Consider the following 13,943-nt stretch of genomic DNA (forward strand, 5'->3'; position numbering starts at 1 on the left):
CCTAGCCGTGCGAGTCGGCTCGCCGGAAGGTGAGCGACTCCCCTTCCACCCCGCGCAGCCAGATGTCCTGGCAGGCGGCTGCGATGTCGTCGAGTCCCTCGGTGATGGTGGCGAAGACGTTACCGGGCACCCAGCCGGCGTCGCCGTTGATCAGCAGGTTGTTCCGCCCGTAGAAGATGGCCAGGTCGGTGGCGCCCGCGGCGTCGTAGGCCTGGCTGCCGGTGTCGTAGCCGTATGCCGGGTTACCGATCTCCCACGGCTCGAAGGCGAAGTAGACGACATCGCCGGGGATCGGGGTGACGGTGGGGTTCTCCCTGCCGGGTTCCGGGTCGGCGAAGGGGGAGAGGAGGGTGTAAACCTCGTTGCGCGCGTACTTGGCGTGATAGGCCTGATCGCTCTGGGGCAGCGCATCCCAGACCGCCCGGCAGGTCCGGGGTGCCTGCTCGTCGAGCAGCCGAGCGTGGCACGACACTCCCCGCTTGTCCAGGCTGATCGTGATGTACCTGGCCATAGTCTCTCCCTTGTGGACGTGTCGGTGAGCGGGTCGGGCGGACGGCCCCGGGCGGTACCGTCGCGGTACTTCCGGGACCACCCGCCCGCCACGGTCAGGTGCGTGCGGCGCCTCCGGTGACCGCGGCGACGGACTCGGACCAGATGCCGAGTGCGTCATCGACCTGCGCACCGCTGACGACGAGTGCGGGGATCATCCGGACGGTGTTCATCCACGCACCGCACATCAGCAGCAGCAGGCCACGCTCGGCGGCTGCCTGCTGGGCGGCCTTGGCGGTGTCCGGGTCCGCTCGCCCGTCCGCAGTGACGAACTCCGAGCCCACCATCAGGCCGAGGCCCCGCACGTCGCCGATCTGGGGGAACTTCTCGGCGATCTGGCGGCTGCCTTCGAGCAGCCGCGCCCCTTGCGTCGCCGCGTTGTTGACCAGGCCTTCCTCCTGGATGACGTCCAGTGTCGCCAGGGCGGCGGCGCAGGCCACGGCGTTGCCCCCGTAGGTCCCACCCTGCGAGCCGGGCCATGCCTTGCCCATCAGCTCGGTCGAGGCGGCGATGCCGGACAGCGGGAACCCGCTGGCGAGTCCCTTCGCCGTGATGACGACGTCCGGCTGGACGTCGAAGTGCTCCATGCCCCAGAACTTGCCCGTGCGGCCGAACCCGGTCTGGACCTCGTCGGCGACGAGCAGGATCCCGTGCTTGTCGGCGCGCTCGCGCAGGCCGGCGAGGAACTCCCGGTTGGCCGGGACGTACCCGCCCTCACCCAGTACGGGTTCGACGAAGATGGCGGCCGTCTCCTCACCCGGCGACATCGTCGCGAACAGGTAGTCCAGCTCCTGCAACGCGAAGCGGGTCGCCGTGGCCTCGTCCCAGCCGTAGCGATAGGCGAACGGGAACGGCGCGACGTGCACCCCGTCCATGAGCGGGGCGTAACCGGCACGGAACCGGGTGCCGGAGGTGGTCAACGACGCCGCTCCCACGGTGCGGCCGTGGAAACCGCCCTGGAAGACGATGATGTTCGGCCGCCCGGTTGCCTGACGTGCCAGGCGCAGCGCGGCTTCCACGGCCTCGCTTCCGGAGTTGGCGAAGAACACCGAGTCCAGCCCGGGTGGCAGCACGTCGCCGAGCCGCTCGGCCAGGGAACGCAGCGGGTCGTGCATCACCGTCGTGTACTGCCCGTGGATGAGCTTTCCCACCTGCTCCTGCGCGGCGGCGACCACCTTCGGGTGACAGTGTCCGGTGCTTGTCACGCCGATCCCGGCCGTGAAGTCGAGGTGCCGCCTGCCGCTGTGGTCGTACAGGTACACCCCTTCCCCGTAATCGACCTCGACCGGTGTTGCCTGCTTCAGCAGTGGCGATAGCTGCGACATGGCGACCGTGCTCCTTCGTACGTGAACGTCGGCGGGCGTACGTGCCGGTTACCTTCGCCCGCGCGGCTGGACTGGGACACTCTGTTGTCGATTGTTGACAATCTGTATAGCATGGCGCTCGTACCCGTTCCACGCCGCCGCCTGTGGCAGGTGGAGCGAGATGGCTCCAGTATGGCCGTAGGGATACGGTGCGTGTGCGCACCGGACGGGTCCGTGCGTGCCGCACGCCCCGCTCGCCTGCGGCCGGTACCCGACGATAGGTGAGGCGGTGGCGCAGTGCCAGCGGCCACGCGCGGCGCCACGCCATCGGCACGCGGTCACCGCGCGCGGCGGGTGCACCGTGGCGGGAGCCGACTGCGCCGTCCCGGTGTGCGGCCTAGTGTGGCCCGTAGAGGTGACTGACGACGAGGAGTGGACCCGAGGTGAACCGATGAGCATCGCAGCAGGTGAGACCGCCGTCGTGGACGGAGTCGACAAGGATCTGTACATCGGGGGCGCGTGGCGGCCTGCTGCGGAAGGCAAACGCCTTCCGGTGTACGACCCGTCGACGGAGCGGGAGCTGTGCTCGGTTGCCGATGCCTCGCCCGCCGACGGCATCGCCGCGCTGGACGCTGCGGTGGCCGCGCAGCCGGGCTGGGCCGCGTACCCGCCCCGCGAACGGGGCGAGATCCTGCGCCGCTCGTACGAGCTGATCAGCGAGCGAGTCGACGAGCTGGCGCTGCTGATGACCCTGGAGATGGGCAAGCCGCTCGCCGAGTCGCGGGGAGAGGTGGCCTACGCGGCGGACTTCTTCCGGTGGTTCGCCGAGGAGGCGGTGCGTATCGACGGTGGCTATGCCGTCGCCCCGAAGGGCGGGGGGCGGTTCCTTGTGGCCCGCCAGCCCGTCGGCCCCAGCATCCTGATCACACCGTGGAACTTCCCGATGGCGATGGGCACGCGCAAGATCGGTCCGGCGATCGCCGCGGGATGCACGTCGGTGATCAAGCCCGCGGCGCAGACCCCGCTCTCGATGCTCGCGCTGGCAGGGATCCTGGCCGAGGCAGGGCTGCCCGACGGCGTCGTCAACGTCGTGACCACCAGTGACTCCGGTGGCGTTGTGGAGCCGATGATCCGGGACGGCCGGGCACGCAAGCTGTCGTTCACCGGGTCCACCGGCGTCGGCCGCAAGCTGCTCGAGCAGTGTGCCGACCAGGTGCTGCGCACCTCGATGGAGCTCGGTGGCAACGCCCCGTTCATCGTCTTCGACGATGCCGACGTCGATGCTGCCGTCGACGGCGCCATGCTGGCCAAGCTGCGCAACATCGGGGAGGCCTGCACGGCAGCCAATCGCTTCTACGTGCAGTCCGGGGTGGCCGAGGAGTTCACCCGCAAGTTCGCCGAACGTATGCAGGCCCAGCCGATCGGCCGGGGGACCGAGGAGGGCGTGGTCATCGGTCCGCTGATCGACAGCGCCGCCGTCGACAAGGTCACCACGCTGGTCGACGACGCGGTCGAGCGTGGTGCCGTGGTGCGCACCGGAGGTTCGACCATCGACGGCACCGGCCACTACTACCGGCCGACCGTGCTCACGGACATCCCGGCAGACGCGCGCATCGTCTCCGAGGAGATCTTCGGGCCGGTCGCCCCGATCAGTACCTTCGAGACCGAGCAGGAGGTGCTCGGCCGCGCCAACAACACCCCGTACGGCCTTGTCTCGTACCTCTACACCGGCGACTTCGACCGCGCGCTGCGGGTCAGCGAGGCGCTCGAGGCCGGCATGGTGGGGCTCAACCAGGGGATCGTGTCCAACCCGGCTGCCCCGTTCGGCGGCATCAAGCACTCCGGTGTCGGGCGCGAGGGCGGCACGGTCGGTATCGACGAGTTCCTGGAGACCAAGTACGTGGCGATCGGGTTGCGCGAGCAGCCGTAGCGGGCTCGCGGGCCTGCCCGGCGGCCGGTACGGCGATGTCCCGGCGGATGTCCCCGCACCTCAGCCGGAGATGTCCACCCCGCCTTCGCCGATGGTGGGAGCCGATCCGGACAGCAGGCTCGTCCCCGGCGCAAGGCGGGCGACCGCGTCGTCCATGTGCGCCTCGATCACCGACAGCGCGGCGGGCTCGTCGCCCCGGCGGATGGCGTCCGTGATACGCGCGTGCTCGGCGACCCGCTGCGTCGGGTCCGGGTAGTGGTGCTGCAGGGCGGCCAGGCACATGCGGGTCTCGATGAACAGCGTGCGTGCCGTCCTGACCAGCCTGCGGCTGCCCGACTCGTGCACAAGGACCTCGTGGAAGCGGAAGTCCGCATCGGACACCGCCCGTGGGTCGTCCCGCGTGGTCGCCTGCTCGAGCTCGGCGAGTGCGTCCTCGAGAGCGGCCACCGCCGAGGTGTCCCGGCTGCGGATGATTCGTACCGCCGCGGCGTACTCGATGGCCGCGCGGGCGGCGTAGATGTCGTAGACGTCGGCGGGTTCGAGCTCGATGACGAAGAGACCGCGGTGGCGTTCGCTCCGGAGCAGGCCCTCGGAGACCAGCCGTTGCATGGCCTCCCGCAGGGGCCCTCTCGAGACCTGGAACTGCGCGGCGAGCTCGGCCTCGCCGAGCTGCTTGCCAGGCTCGAGCACACCGCTGGTGATCGCCTCGCGCAGCTGGCGCGCGATGATCGCCGCGGTGGACTCCCTGGTGATGGGTTCGATGTCAGGAGACATGGTCCGCTTCACTCCCGGCTACCTGGCGGAACAGGGCACCGAGGGACGGTGCTTGCGGGGACAGTCCCGCGATCCGCAGGCCCTCCCACACCGTGACCTGGTTGGCCGTCAGCACCGGCTTGCCGAGCGCGCTCTCGATGGTGTCGAGCAGGCCGACCGTGCGCATCGCCGTGTCGGGGATCAGCACGGCGTCGGCATCGGGATGGTCGCCGCTCATCGCGATCTCGACAACGCGTTCGTCGTCGAGGCGACCCACCTCGGCTGCCGTGTCGATATCGGCGCTCGACATCGACACCGCGTCGATGCCCTCGATGGCGAGGAACTGGACGAACATCTCGGCGACCTCGTCCGGGTAGCTGGCCGCGACGGCGACCCGGCGTAACCCGAGAGCTTGTGCGGCTCGCGCGAAGGCGAACGAGGTGGAGGACGCAGGCGTGCCGCTGTCGCGGGCGAGCGCCGCCACCTGCTCGGTGGCGCCGTCGTGGCCGAAGACGAAGCTCCCACTCGTGCAGGCCCACACGACCGCATCGGGATCGTACGCGGCGAGCGAGGCCGCTCCCTCGCGTAGCCGTTCGGGGCTGCCGAGGTCGCGCAGCTCGGGCACGGCGTGCAGGTCCGTTCCGTAGACGTGCGCCACGGTCAGCCGGGCCACGTCGCCGAGAAGCCGCTGCGCGAGCGGGTAGTCGTCCTCGGCGGCGTGGTCGGGGTAGATGAACCCGATGGTGGTCATGGGGTGCCTCCGGGTCGCCTGTGGTTATTCATGATCCAGCGGACGGGCCCGCCCATCCACCTCCCGCTCTCGCGGCGGCGTCCCTTCCTGGTGTGAATAACCCGGTAGGTGAGTACGACATCATAGTGCCAGTGGGCCTGTTCAGCTGTCGTTTCGTTCAGCCGCGCCCGGGCCACCGGGGGTCTCTATCGGGGGTCTCTATCGGGGGTCTCTATCGGGGGTCTCCACCGGGGGTCTCTATCGGGGCCGGTCCGATGGGCGCCGCCGGACGCATGCGTGTGACCAGCCTGCTGTGCATACCGGGCCGGAGGGATCGTCGACAATCCCCGCGCAGTTTACCTACTCCGTGGTAGCCCGGTCGGGCATTCCGTGATGCCAGCTTCCCGGGCCGACGATCGGTAGCCCCATCCGGTCCAGGCACGCCCACATGGTGAGTTGGTTCGCCGTGAGCACCGGCTTGCCCAGCATGTTCTCCAGCGGGTCGATCAGGTCGAAGGTGGGCAGATTGGTGCAGCTGACGAACACGGCTTCGGCGTCGGGGTGGTCGGCGGCGATGATGTGCTCGGCGATCGTGCGATAGCTCACCCGCCAGATGCCGCCGCCCAGCCCAAGGTGATCGCTGGAGACCGTCTCCACATTCAGCTCGGCGAGGAACTCGTGCAGCTTGGCCGTCAGGTCGGAGTCGTACGGTGTGAGCACGGATACCCGCCCGATACCGAGATGATGGAGCGCCTCGGCCAGCGCGCCGGAGGTCGTGACCGCGTCCGGAGCGCCGGCATCGCAGATCACCTTGCGCAGCTCGCGCTCGGCGTCGACACCCTTGACGAAGCTGCCCGAGGTGCACAGGTAGGCCACCACCTCAGGCTCGACGTGCAGCACATCCCTGGTGGCCGCTGCGACGTGCTGCACGTTGCTGACCAGGTCGGCCATCTCCATGCTCACCGGAACGGGCTCGTACGGCGTGCGCGCGAGGTGCAGCGAGACCTCCACCGGGATCCAGCGCCACAGCTCACGTTCCAGCGCCAGGTCGAACGGTGCGATGACGCCGATGCCGCGTTGCGCGAGCGGACCATCGAACGGCAGGTCCAGCGAAGACAGGTCCAAGGTCGGCGCTCCCACATACGGCTGGCAGGGTTCGGACGGTACGCGGCACGGCGGTCCCCCGACATGTCGCGGCAGGGCGGTCGGGCCTTCCCCGATTATCGGTGGTGTCTGCTGTGTCGCTACCCGGTGCGGTCGTGTCCGGGCCGGCGTGCCACCCCAGGCCGAGCACAATTGTTGACAATCATACGATCCGCTCGTACGGTATCAACGCACTGTCGGCGGTCACCGGTCGCCGGTCGCGCGCACGCCACGTAGGGTCGGGTCCGAGCGGCCCGACTGACGGATGAGGACAGGATGGGGGCAGGGAAAGTGCACCGTCCCGACGTTGACGCGCCCCGTGGCGGTTCCCCGGCGACGGCACCGTCCGGATCCGGGTACGGCGGCGACACCGGGCGACCCGTCGTCGCCGTGCTGTGCGGTGACCACCGTCCGAACGGGATGGCCAAGGTCGAGCAGGAAGCCGAGGTTCGCTACGCGAACGCGGAAGGGCTCGCCGACGCCCTGCGTGGCGCCGACGCGCTGTTCGTATGGGACTTCCTGTCCACGGCGGTTCCGGACGCCTGGCACGCAGCCGACCGGCTGCGGTGGCTGCACATCGCCAGCGCGGGGGTGGACCCCGTGCTGTTCCCCGAGCTGCGCTCCAGCGATGTCGTGCTGACCAACTCGCGCGGCGTGTTCGACACCCCCATCGCGGAGTACGTCCTCGGCGTGATCCTCGCGTTCGCCAAGGACCTCATGCGCAGCTACGACCTGCAACGCGAGAAGCGCTGGCAGCACAGGGAGACCGAGCGTGTCGGCGGCAAGCGTGCTCTCGTCGTGGGGACAGGGCCGATCGGTCGTGCCATCGCCACCACGCTGCGCACCGCCGGCATGGAGGTCAGCGGGGCCGGGCGCAGCTACCGCGCGAACGACGCGCATTTCGGCACCGTGTACCCCACCGACGAGCTGTCCGAGCACGTCGGGTCGGCGGACTACGTGATCGCGATCGCCCCGCTGACCGAGCAGACGAGCGGGATGTTCGACAGGCACGTCTTCCGGGCGATGAAGAACGGTGCCCGGTTCATCAACGTCGGTCGTGGCGAGCTTGCCGTGACCGGGGACCTGATCGAGGCCCTGGACACCGGGCAGCTCGGGGGCGCTGCGCTGGACGTGTTCGACAACGAGCCGCTGCCTGCCGACAGCCCGCTGTGGACGATGCCGCACGTGCTCGTCTCCCCGCACATGTCGGGCGATGTCGTCGGGTGGCGCGACTCGCTGGTGGAGATCTTCGTTGATAACTTCACGCGGTGGGCCGCGGGCGAGCCGTTGCGCAACGTGGTCGACAAGGACCTCGGGTACGTCCCGACGGGGACCTCACGAGTGTGAGCAGCGAGGGAGCGCGAGCGGAGGGCTCGATCGGTTTCCGGGTGACAGGAGCGCACGAAGGAGTGACTAGATGACCCTGCTGTCGGCGAGCGAGCTCGTCACCGCGTACTCCACCGGTGAGCTTTCCCCTGTGGAGGCGACCAGGGCCGCCCTCGAGGCGATCGAACAGTACGACGGGACGTACAACTCCTACTGCCTCGTCGACGCGGAGAGCGCGCTCGACCAGGCCCGCGCGTCCGAGCAGCGCTGGCACGAGGGCAATCCCATCGGGACGCTGGACGGGGTGCCGTCCTCGATCAAGGACATGTTCCTCACCCAGGGATGGCCCACGCTGCGCGGATCGCGGTGCATCGACCCGCAGCAGCCGTGGGAGATCGACGGCCCGGCGACGGCACGTATGCGCGAGAACGGCCTGGTGCTGCTCGGCAAGACGACCACTCCGGAACTGGGCTGGAAAGGCACCACGGACAGCCCGCTGACCGGTATCACGCGCAACCCCTGGGACCCTGGCAAGACGGCAGGCGGGTCCAGCGGCGGATCGGCCGCCGCGATCGCCGCAGGCATGGGGGCGCTGTCGGTGGGCACCGACGCGGGCGGCTCGGTCCGCATCCCCGCCTCGTTCTGCGGCATCGTGGGATTCAAGCCGACCTACGGGCGGATCCCGCTGTACCCGGCGAGCCCGTTCGGGATGCTCGCGCACGCCGGTCCGATGGCGCTCACCGTGGACGACATCGCGCTGTTCCTGGATGTGCTGGCGCTGTCGGACTACCGCGACCCCACGGCGTTGCAGCCGCCGCTCGGCTCGTACCGGGAAGCGACCCGGCGCGACGTCCGTGGCATCCACGCCGCGTACTCGCCGACGCTCGGCTACGTCGACGTCGACCCGGAGATCGCGCGTGTGGTCGACGGTGTGGTCCGTGACCTCGGCGAGGCCGGGCTGCACGTGGACGAGGCCGACCCGGGGATCGGTGACCCGCGGGAGATGTTCGACGTGCTGTGGAGCACCGGTGCCGCCAAGTGGCTGAGCAAGTTCCCGGAGGGCTCGGAGAACCGGATCGACCCGGGGCTGCGCGAGCTGTGGAACCGCGGCCTGACGTACTCGGCGCTCGACTACCTCGGGGCGAACGAGGCCCGCGTCGAGCTCGGTATCCATATGGGCGAGTTCCATACCCGGCACGACGTGCTGATCACCCCGACGATGCCGATCCGCCCGTTCGAGGCTGGCCACGACGTCCCACCGGACGGCGACTACCGGCACTGGCCGGAGTGGACGCGGTTCACCTACCCGTTCAACATGACCCAGCAGCCCGCGATCAGCGTGCCGGTCGGGTTCACCTCGGACGGGATGCCGGTGGGCCTGCAGATCGTCGGCCCCCGGCACTCCGACGACCTCGTCCTGGGTGTCGCGCGGCTGGTACGGGAGGTCTGCCCCTGGTCGGGCGAGCGCCCGCCTGCGCCGTCCGGGAGCCGTGCCGGACGGTAGCCCGCCCTCGGGGCACCGATGCGCCCGGATGGATGGAGCCGAAGGTGACATCGGGTTCCTCTAGGGAGCCCGATGTCACCTTCGGCTCCCACCTCCGGTGGTGTTGCGGATGAAGGTCGCGACCTCGGTCAGGGCGGCCTTGCTTTCCGGAAGCATGTGGCCGAGGACCGGGAAGGCGTGCACCTGGCCCGGCCACAGCTGCAGGGTGCACGGAACGCCTGCGTCGATGAGCCGCTGGGCCATCAGCTCGGAGTCCAGGCGCAGCACCTCCGACTCGGCGGCGATGATCAGCGCGGGCGGCAGGCCGCGCGGGTCCTCGTCGACAGGGGAGATCGGGCGGCGGCCGTTCCCGTTACCCGACCACAGGTCGGACAGCGCGGGCAGGTGCTTGGTCGGCACGTAGGTGTCCCTGTGTGCGTTCGCGTGGCGCATCCGCGCCGACGAGTCGACCTCGAAGAGGGCGGACAGCGTCACCACGCCTGCTGGCAGCGGCATCCCGGTGTCGCGGGCGCGCATGGCCGTGGCCATGGCCAGGTACCCACCAGCCGAGTCGCCTGCGAAGACGATGCGGTCCGGATCGATGCCCTCGTCGAGCAGGTGCCGGTAGGCGGTCAGGCAGTCGGTGACCGAGCCGGTGAGGTCCGTTGCCGGGTACTGCCTGTAGTCCACGGAGAACACGCCGAGCCCGGTCTTCTGCGACAGCCGTGCGGCACAGCGCCGGTGCGTGTTGAGCCCGCAGAAGAAGAAACCGCCGCCGTGGAAGTACAGCACCGCACCGTCGTCGCGGGTGTCGCCGCTGCGTACCCACTCGGCGTCGAACTCCCCGAAGGAGTGCGGGACCGACCGCGCGTAACGCGGGCCGGGGGCGAGCCCGGCGAGCGAGTCGAGCTTCTGCGCGGCGGCGATGCTGCGCTCGTTCAGCGGCACCGTGCGCAACACGGAGCGCCCGGCCGCCCACGCCGCCGCGTACAGCACCCGCGACCGGGGACTGACGTCGCGAGGTTCTCCCGTCATGTGCATGGCCATTCAGCTCACGCTCCGCAGCCGGGGCGCGCACCCGAGCCCGTCCCACCGGCGTCTCGACACGCCCTCCGGCATCCGCACAACGCTGTGCATACCGCGCATACCGCATCCTTCCGGCACGTCGCTCCGCGGGCCGCGTGCTCGGCCCCCGCTTGGCGAACAACGTTACACAAGTACCGGCAGTATCTCCAACGCGAGGATCGGCGGCATTGCGCAACGACAGCGGCCTGCGCGGCTACCGCGTTGCGAACTCCAGCTCCGTCAGCGCCGTGTCCAGGTGCAGCAACATGCGCTGCAGGTGCGGAATGCTCTGCCGGCAGCCGACGATGCCGAAGTCGACGGAGTCGGCACGGGTGGTGAGCGTGATGTTCAACGCCTGGCCGTCCATCAGCAGCGACGCGGGGTAGACCCCGTCCAGCTCGGCGCCGTTCCAGTAGGTGGTCGTGCGCGGGCCGGGGACGTTGGAGATGACGAGGTTGAACGGCGGGCGCGTGTAGTTCACCATGCCCGGCACGGGCGATAGCCCCAGCGGCGCGACGTTCATCGCCGACAGCAGCATGACCTGCACGGGGCTGAGCCCCTCGAACAGCTTCTTGCCGTCGGCCATCGAGTTCTTGATCGTCTCCAGACGCCTGGCCGGGTCGGGCTCGTTGGTGGCGAGGTTGCACAGGATGGCGCCGATCGAGTTGCCACCGTCCTCGGCCGCATCGGGAGTGCGCAGCGTGGCAGGAACCATGGCGGTCAGCGGCGCGTCCGGCAGTGCCCGCTGCTCGATGAGGTAGTCCCGCAGGGCCCCGGCGCACATCGCGAGTACCACATCGTTGAGCGTGGTCCCGGCGGATTTCTTGATCTTGCGGAACGATTCCAGCGGCCACGACTGCGCCGCGAACCGCCGCGCGCCGCCGATGGGCACGTTGAGCATCGTCTTCGGGGCCTGCAGGGGCAGGGTGAGCCGTTGCTCCCGGAATGCCTGGTTGGCCGCCCGCAGCGCCGTCGGGGGGAACGCGGCGAACTCGCCGAGCGCGCGTCCGGCAGAGCGCGCGAAGGACAGCGGGTTGAATGCCGCCGACCTGGGCCGTGCGGCACGCAGCTCCCAGGGTGCCGGGCAGTCCCGGGCGGTGGGGTCCTCGCTCAGCGTGTTCGTCATGTGCCGCAACGCGGAGATCCCGTCCAGAATCGCGTGGTGCACCTTGGTGTAGATGGCGAAGCGCCCGTCGGAGAGCCCCTCGACGAAGTGCGTCTCCCAGAGCGGGCGGTGCCTGTCGAGCAGCGAGCCGTGCCAGCGGGAGGTCAGCTCGAGCAGCTCCCGGATCCTGCCCGGGTTGGGCAGCGCCGACCGTCGCACGTGGTAGTCCAGGTCGAGCCGGTTGTCCGTGCTCCACATCCACTGACCGAGGCTGTTCACGGGCGCGGCCGGGCGTTTCTTGAACAGCGGGCGCACCTCGGCCGAGTCGATCAGGTTCCGGTAGATGGTGTGCACGTAGTCCTCCCCGGCACCTTCCGGCTTCTTGAACAGCTGGAGCCCACCCACGTGCATCGGGTGCTCGCGCGATTCCATCAGCAGGAACATCGAGTCGGTTACGGGCATCATCTGCATGGCACTACCGCCTTCGGTCGCTGATCTCACGTGGACTGTGTGCGTAGCCGAGTGATCCAGGTAACACCGGGACAGTTTACGCACCCGTGTAGTTCAACGAACCGGGTTGACACGAAGAAACTGCGAGCCGCAACACATCGTCACAAAACATCCACGCACAGTTGTGCTCCGCATCGCCGCCGAGCTGCCGGGAACGCTGCGAACGTGCCGTACACTGGGCGTTGCGTTACGCGGCAGGGCGGGCGGCAGCCCCGGTTCGCAGGCAGCGGCACTGCCGCCAGCCGTACCGGTAGCGGTGGTGGCGTCGGGTCGCGCTCACCGGTAGGGGCGGATCGCACCTGCCCGTATGGGATCGTGGTAAGGCCGTGGCACGGGACGCCGTCCCGGTGACGATGCGTCCGTGCGGGCACGTGCCCGTGCGAGGTCCCGGCGAGATCACGATCGATGGTCGTCGAAGGAACCGTACTCGAGGAGGCTGTCTGGTGTCGGATGGTGCGGGCGACGAGGCTGCCCGGCGCAGGACGTTCGCCGTCATCAGCCACCCGGACGCCGGTAAGTCCACGCTGACCGAGGCCCTCGCACTGCACGCGCGCGTGCTGACCTCGGCGGGGGCGGTGCACGGCAAGGGCGACCGGCGTGGCGTGACCTCGGACTGGCTGGAGATGGAACAGGCGCGCGGCATCTCGATCACCTCGGCCGCGCTGCAGTTCGCCTACGGCGACACGGTGATCAACCTGCTGGACACCCCGGGACACGCGGACTTCTCCGAGGACACCTACCGGGTGCTGGCCGCGGTGGACTCGGCGGTCATGCTGCTGGACGCAGCCAAAGGGCTGGAGCCGCAGACCCTGAAGCTGTTCGACGTCTGCCGGCACCGGGGCATCCCGGTGATGACCTTCATCAACAAGTGGGACCGTCCCGGTCTCGATCCGCTGCAGCTGTGCGAGGAGCTGTCCGAGCGGATCGACCTGCCCGCGATGCCGCTGACCTGGCCGGTCGGCTTCGCCGGTAACTTCCACGGGGTGCAGGACCTGCGCACCGGCGAGATGGTGCGCTACGAGCGCACGGCGGGCGGCGCCACGGCAGCCCCCGAGGAACACCTCTCCCCGGAGCAGGCCCGCGAGCAGCACGCGGACGACTGGGAGCAGGCCTGCGAGGAGTCCGAGCTGATGCTCGCCGAGCGCGGGGAGTTCTCCTACCAGCGCTTCCTGGACGGGACGGCGACGCCGGTGCTGTTCGGTGCCGCCATGCTCAACTTCGGCGTGCGCCACCTGCTCGACGCGCTGGTCGAGATGGCCCCGCCACCGACACCGAGGCTGGATGTCGACGAGCGAGCCCGCGAGCTGGATGCGCCGTTCTCTGCGTTCGTGTTCAAGGTGCAGACCGGGATGGACCGCGCGCACCGCGACCAGGTCGCTTTCGCGCGTGTGTGCTCGGGCAAGTTCGAGCGCGGCATGAACGTGACCAACGCGCGGACCGGGCGGCCGTTCGCGACGAAGTACGTCCAGCAGGTGTTCGGGCAGCAACGGTCCACCGTCGATGAGGCCTACCCCGGTGATGTGATCGGCCTGGTCAACGCGACCGCGCTACGGGTGGGGGACACGCTGTACGAGGGCAAGCCCGCGGTGCGGTTCCCGGGCCTGCCGAGCTTCGCCCCCGCCCACTTCGCTGTGGCGCGCCCGAAGGACCTCGGCAGGGCCAAGCAGTTCCGCAAGGGGGTCGACCAGCTCGAGTCGGAAGGCGTCGTGCAGATCCTGCGGTCGGACCGGCGCGGGGACGCGACCCCGGTCTTCGCGGCTGTCGGGCCGATGCAGTTCGAGGTCGCCGCGCACCGCCTCGACGACGAGTTCGGTGTCTCCGTCGAGCTCGACCACCTGCCCTACCGCACGGTCCGCCGCCTCACCGACTCCACGCACCGCCGCGTCATCGAGTCGAGCAGGCGAGCCGAGGTGCTCACCCGGACCGACGGGACCGATCTCGCGCTGTTCAACGACGACGTCGCGCTGGGCGCGCTGCAGCGGCAGCACCCGGAGCTGGCTGTCGAGCACCTGATCGCCAGCGGGGACGGGGCGTAGCCGCCCCCG

General features: G+C 69.7%; 11 protein-coding genes. 4 read left to right on the forward strand and 7 right to left on the reverse strand.

Annotated features, from left to right (window positions below; all coding sequences use genetic code 11):
- Position 1: 1 nt before the first annotated feature.
- Positions 2-511 (reverse strand): DUF3830 family protein, encoded by a 510-nt coding sequence (locus CHB84_RS16905; RefSeq protein WP_089302611.1) that lies wholly within the window; start codon positions 509-511, stop codon positions 2-4.
- A 94-nt stretch (positions 512-605) separates the two neighbouring features.
- Complete coding sequence (locus tag CHB84_RS16910) at positions 606-1,874, reverse strand: aspartate aminotransferase family protein (RefSeq protein ID WP_089302612.1); 1,269 nt, start codon at positions 1,872-1,874, stop codon at positions 606-608.
- 430 nt (positions 1,875-2,304) lie between these two features.
- On the opposite strand from CHB84_RS16910, the gene CHB84_RS16915 reads away from it, so the two are divergent.
- Entirely contained in the window at positions 2,305-3,783 is a 1,479-nt protein-coding gene (locus CHB84_RS16915; protein WP_089302613.1) for an NAD-dependent succinate-semialdehyde dehydrogenase, read from the forward strand.
- A 60-nt stretch (positions 3,784-3,843) separates the two neighbouring features.
- Here CHB84_RS16915 and CHB84_RS16920 read toward each other — a convergent pair whose 3' ends face one another.
- The 3 genes from CHB84_RS16920 to CHB84_RS16930 all read right to left on the reverse strand — a co-directional run bounded on the left by CHB84_RS16920 (position 3,844) and on the right by CHB84_RS16930 (position 6,391).
- Positions 3,844-4,557: a GntR family transcriptional regulator gene (locus tag CHB84_RS16920; RefSeq protein ID WP_089302679.1), complete on the reverse strand. Its 714-nt coding sequence runs from the start codon at positions 4,555-4,557 to the stop codon at positions 3,844-3,846.
- Positions 4,547-5,287 carry a maleate cis-trans isomerase family protein gene (locus tag CHB84_RS16925; protein WP_089302614.1) on the reverse strand — a complete coding sequence of 247 codons (741 nt, stop codon included), beginning with the start codon at positions 5,285-5,287 and terminating at the stop codon, positions 4,547-4,549. The genes CHB84_RS16920 and CHB84_RS16925 overlap by 11 nt, the downstream gene beginning before the upstream one ends.
- 339 nt (positions 5,288-5,626) lie before the next feature.
- On the reverse strand, positions 5,627-6,391 hold the full coding sequence (locus CHB84_RS16930; RefSeq protein WP_089302680.1) for a maleate cis-trans isomerase family protein: 765 nt from the start codon (positions 6,389-6,391) through the stop codon (positions 5,627-5,629).
- A gap of 438 nt (positions 6,392-6,829) precedes the next feature.
- Between CHB84_RS16930 and CHB84_RS16935 the strand changes: the two genes are divergently transcribed.
- Positions 6,830-7,756, forward strand: a complete 927-nt coding sequence (locus tag CHB84_RS16935; protein WP_089302681.1) for a D-2-hydroxyacid dehydrogenase — start codon at positions 6,830-6,832, stop codon at positions 7,754-7,756.
- A gap of 70 nt (positions 7,757-7,826) precedes the next feature.
- The gene (locus CHB84_RS16940) at positions 7,827-9,239 is read left to right on the forward strand and encodes an amidase (protein ID WP_089302615.1); all 1,413 of its coding nucleotides are present in this window, start codon (positions 7,827-7,829) and stop codon (positions 9,237-9,239) included.
- A gap of 75 nt (positions 9,240-9,314) precedes the next feature.
- Here CHB84_RS16940 and CHB84_RS16945 read toward each other — a convergent pair whose 3' ends face one another.
- Positions 9,315-10,265: an alpha/beta hydrolase gene (locus CHB84_RS16945; RefSeq protein ID WP_089302616.1), complete on the reverse strand. Its 951-nt coding sequence runs from the start codon at positions 10,263-10,265 to the stop codon at positions 9,315-9,317.
- 232 nt (positions 10,266-10,497) lie between these two features.
- Entirely contained in the window at positions 10,498-11,859 is a 1,362-nt protein-coding gene (locus CHB84_RS16950) for a WS/DGAT/MGAT family O-acyltransferase (RefSeq protein WP_089302617.1), read from the reverse strand.
- 392 nt (positions 11,860-12,251) lie between these two features.
- On the opposite strand from CHB84_RS16950, the gene CHB84_RS16955 reads away from it, so the two are divergent.
- On the forward strand, positions 12,252-13,934 hold the full coding sequence (locus tag CHB84_RS16955) for a peptide chain release factor 3 (protein WP_089302682.1): 1,683 nt from the start codon (positions 12,252-12,254) through the stop codon (positions 13,932-13,934).
- The last annotated feature ends 9 nt before the right edge of the window (positions 13,935-13,943 follow it).

Source organism: Haloechinothrix alba (assembly GCF_900188115.1).
GTDB lineage: Bacteria > Actinomycetota > Actinomycetes > Mycobacteriales > Pseudonocardiaceae > Haloechinothrix > Haloechinothrix alba.

What these genes read in the sequence shown, in the direction of transcription:
- CHB84_RS16950 (WP_089302617.1), bottom strand. Translation starts at nt 11,859, where the DNA reads ATGCAGATGATGCCCGTAACCGACTCGATGTTCCTGCTGATGGAATCG.
- CHB84_RS16940 (WP_089302615.1), top strand. Translation starts at nt 7,827, where the DNA reads ATGACCCTGCTGTCGGCGAGCGAGCTCGTCACCGCGTACTCCACCGGT.
- CHB84_RS16955 (WP_089302682.1), top strand. Translation starts at nt 12,252, where the DNA reads ATGCGTCCGTGCGGGCACGTGCCCGTGCGAGGTCCCGGCGAGATCACG.
- CHB84_RS16945 (WP_089302616.1), bottom strand. Translation starts at nt 10,265, where the DNA reads ATGGCCATGCACATGACGGGAGAACCTCGCGACGTCAGTCCCCGGTCG.
- CHB84_RS16905 (WP_089302611.1), bottom strand. Translation starts at nt 511, where the DNA reads ATGGCCAGGTACATCACGATCAGCCTGGACAAGCGGGGAGTGTCGTGC.
- CHB84_RS16910 (WP_089302612.1), bottom strand. Translation starts at nt 1,874, where the DNA reads ATGTCGCAGCTATCGCCACTGCTGAAGCAGGCAACACCGGTCGAGGTC.
- CHB84_RS16925 (WP_089302614.1), bottom strand. Translation starts at nt 5,287, where the DNA reads ATGACCACCATCGGGTTCATCTACCCCGACCACGCCGCCGAGGACGAC.
- CHB84_RS16935 (WP_089302681.1), top strand. Translation starts at nt 6,830, where the DNA reads ATGGCCAAGGTCGAGCAGGAAGCCGAGGTTCGCTACGCGAACGCGGAA.
- CHB84_RS16915 (WP_089302613.1), top strand. Translation starts at nt 2,305, where the DNA reads ATGAGCATCGCAGCAGGTGAGACCGCCGTCGTGGACGGAGTCGACAAG.
- CHB84_RS16920 (WP_089302679.1), bottom strand. Translation starts at nt 4,557, where the DNA reads ATGTCTCCTGACATCGAACCCATCACCAGGGAGTCCACCGCGGCGATC.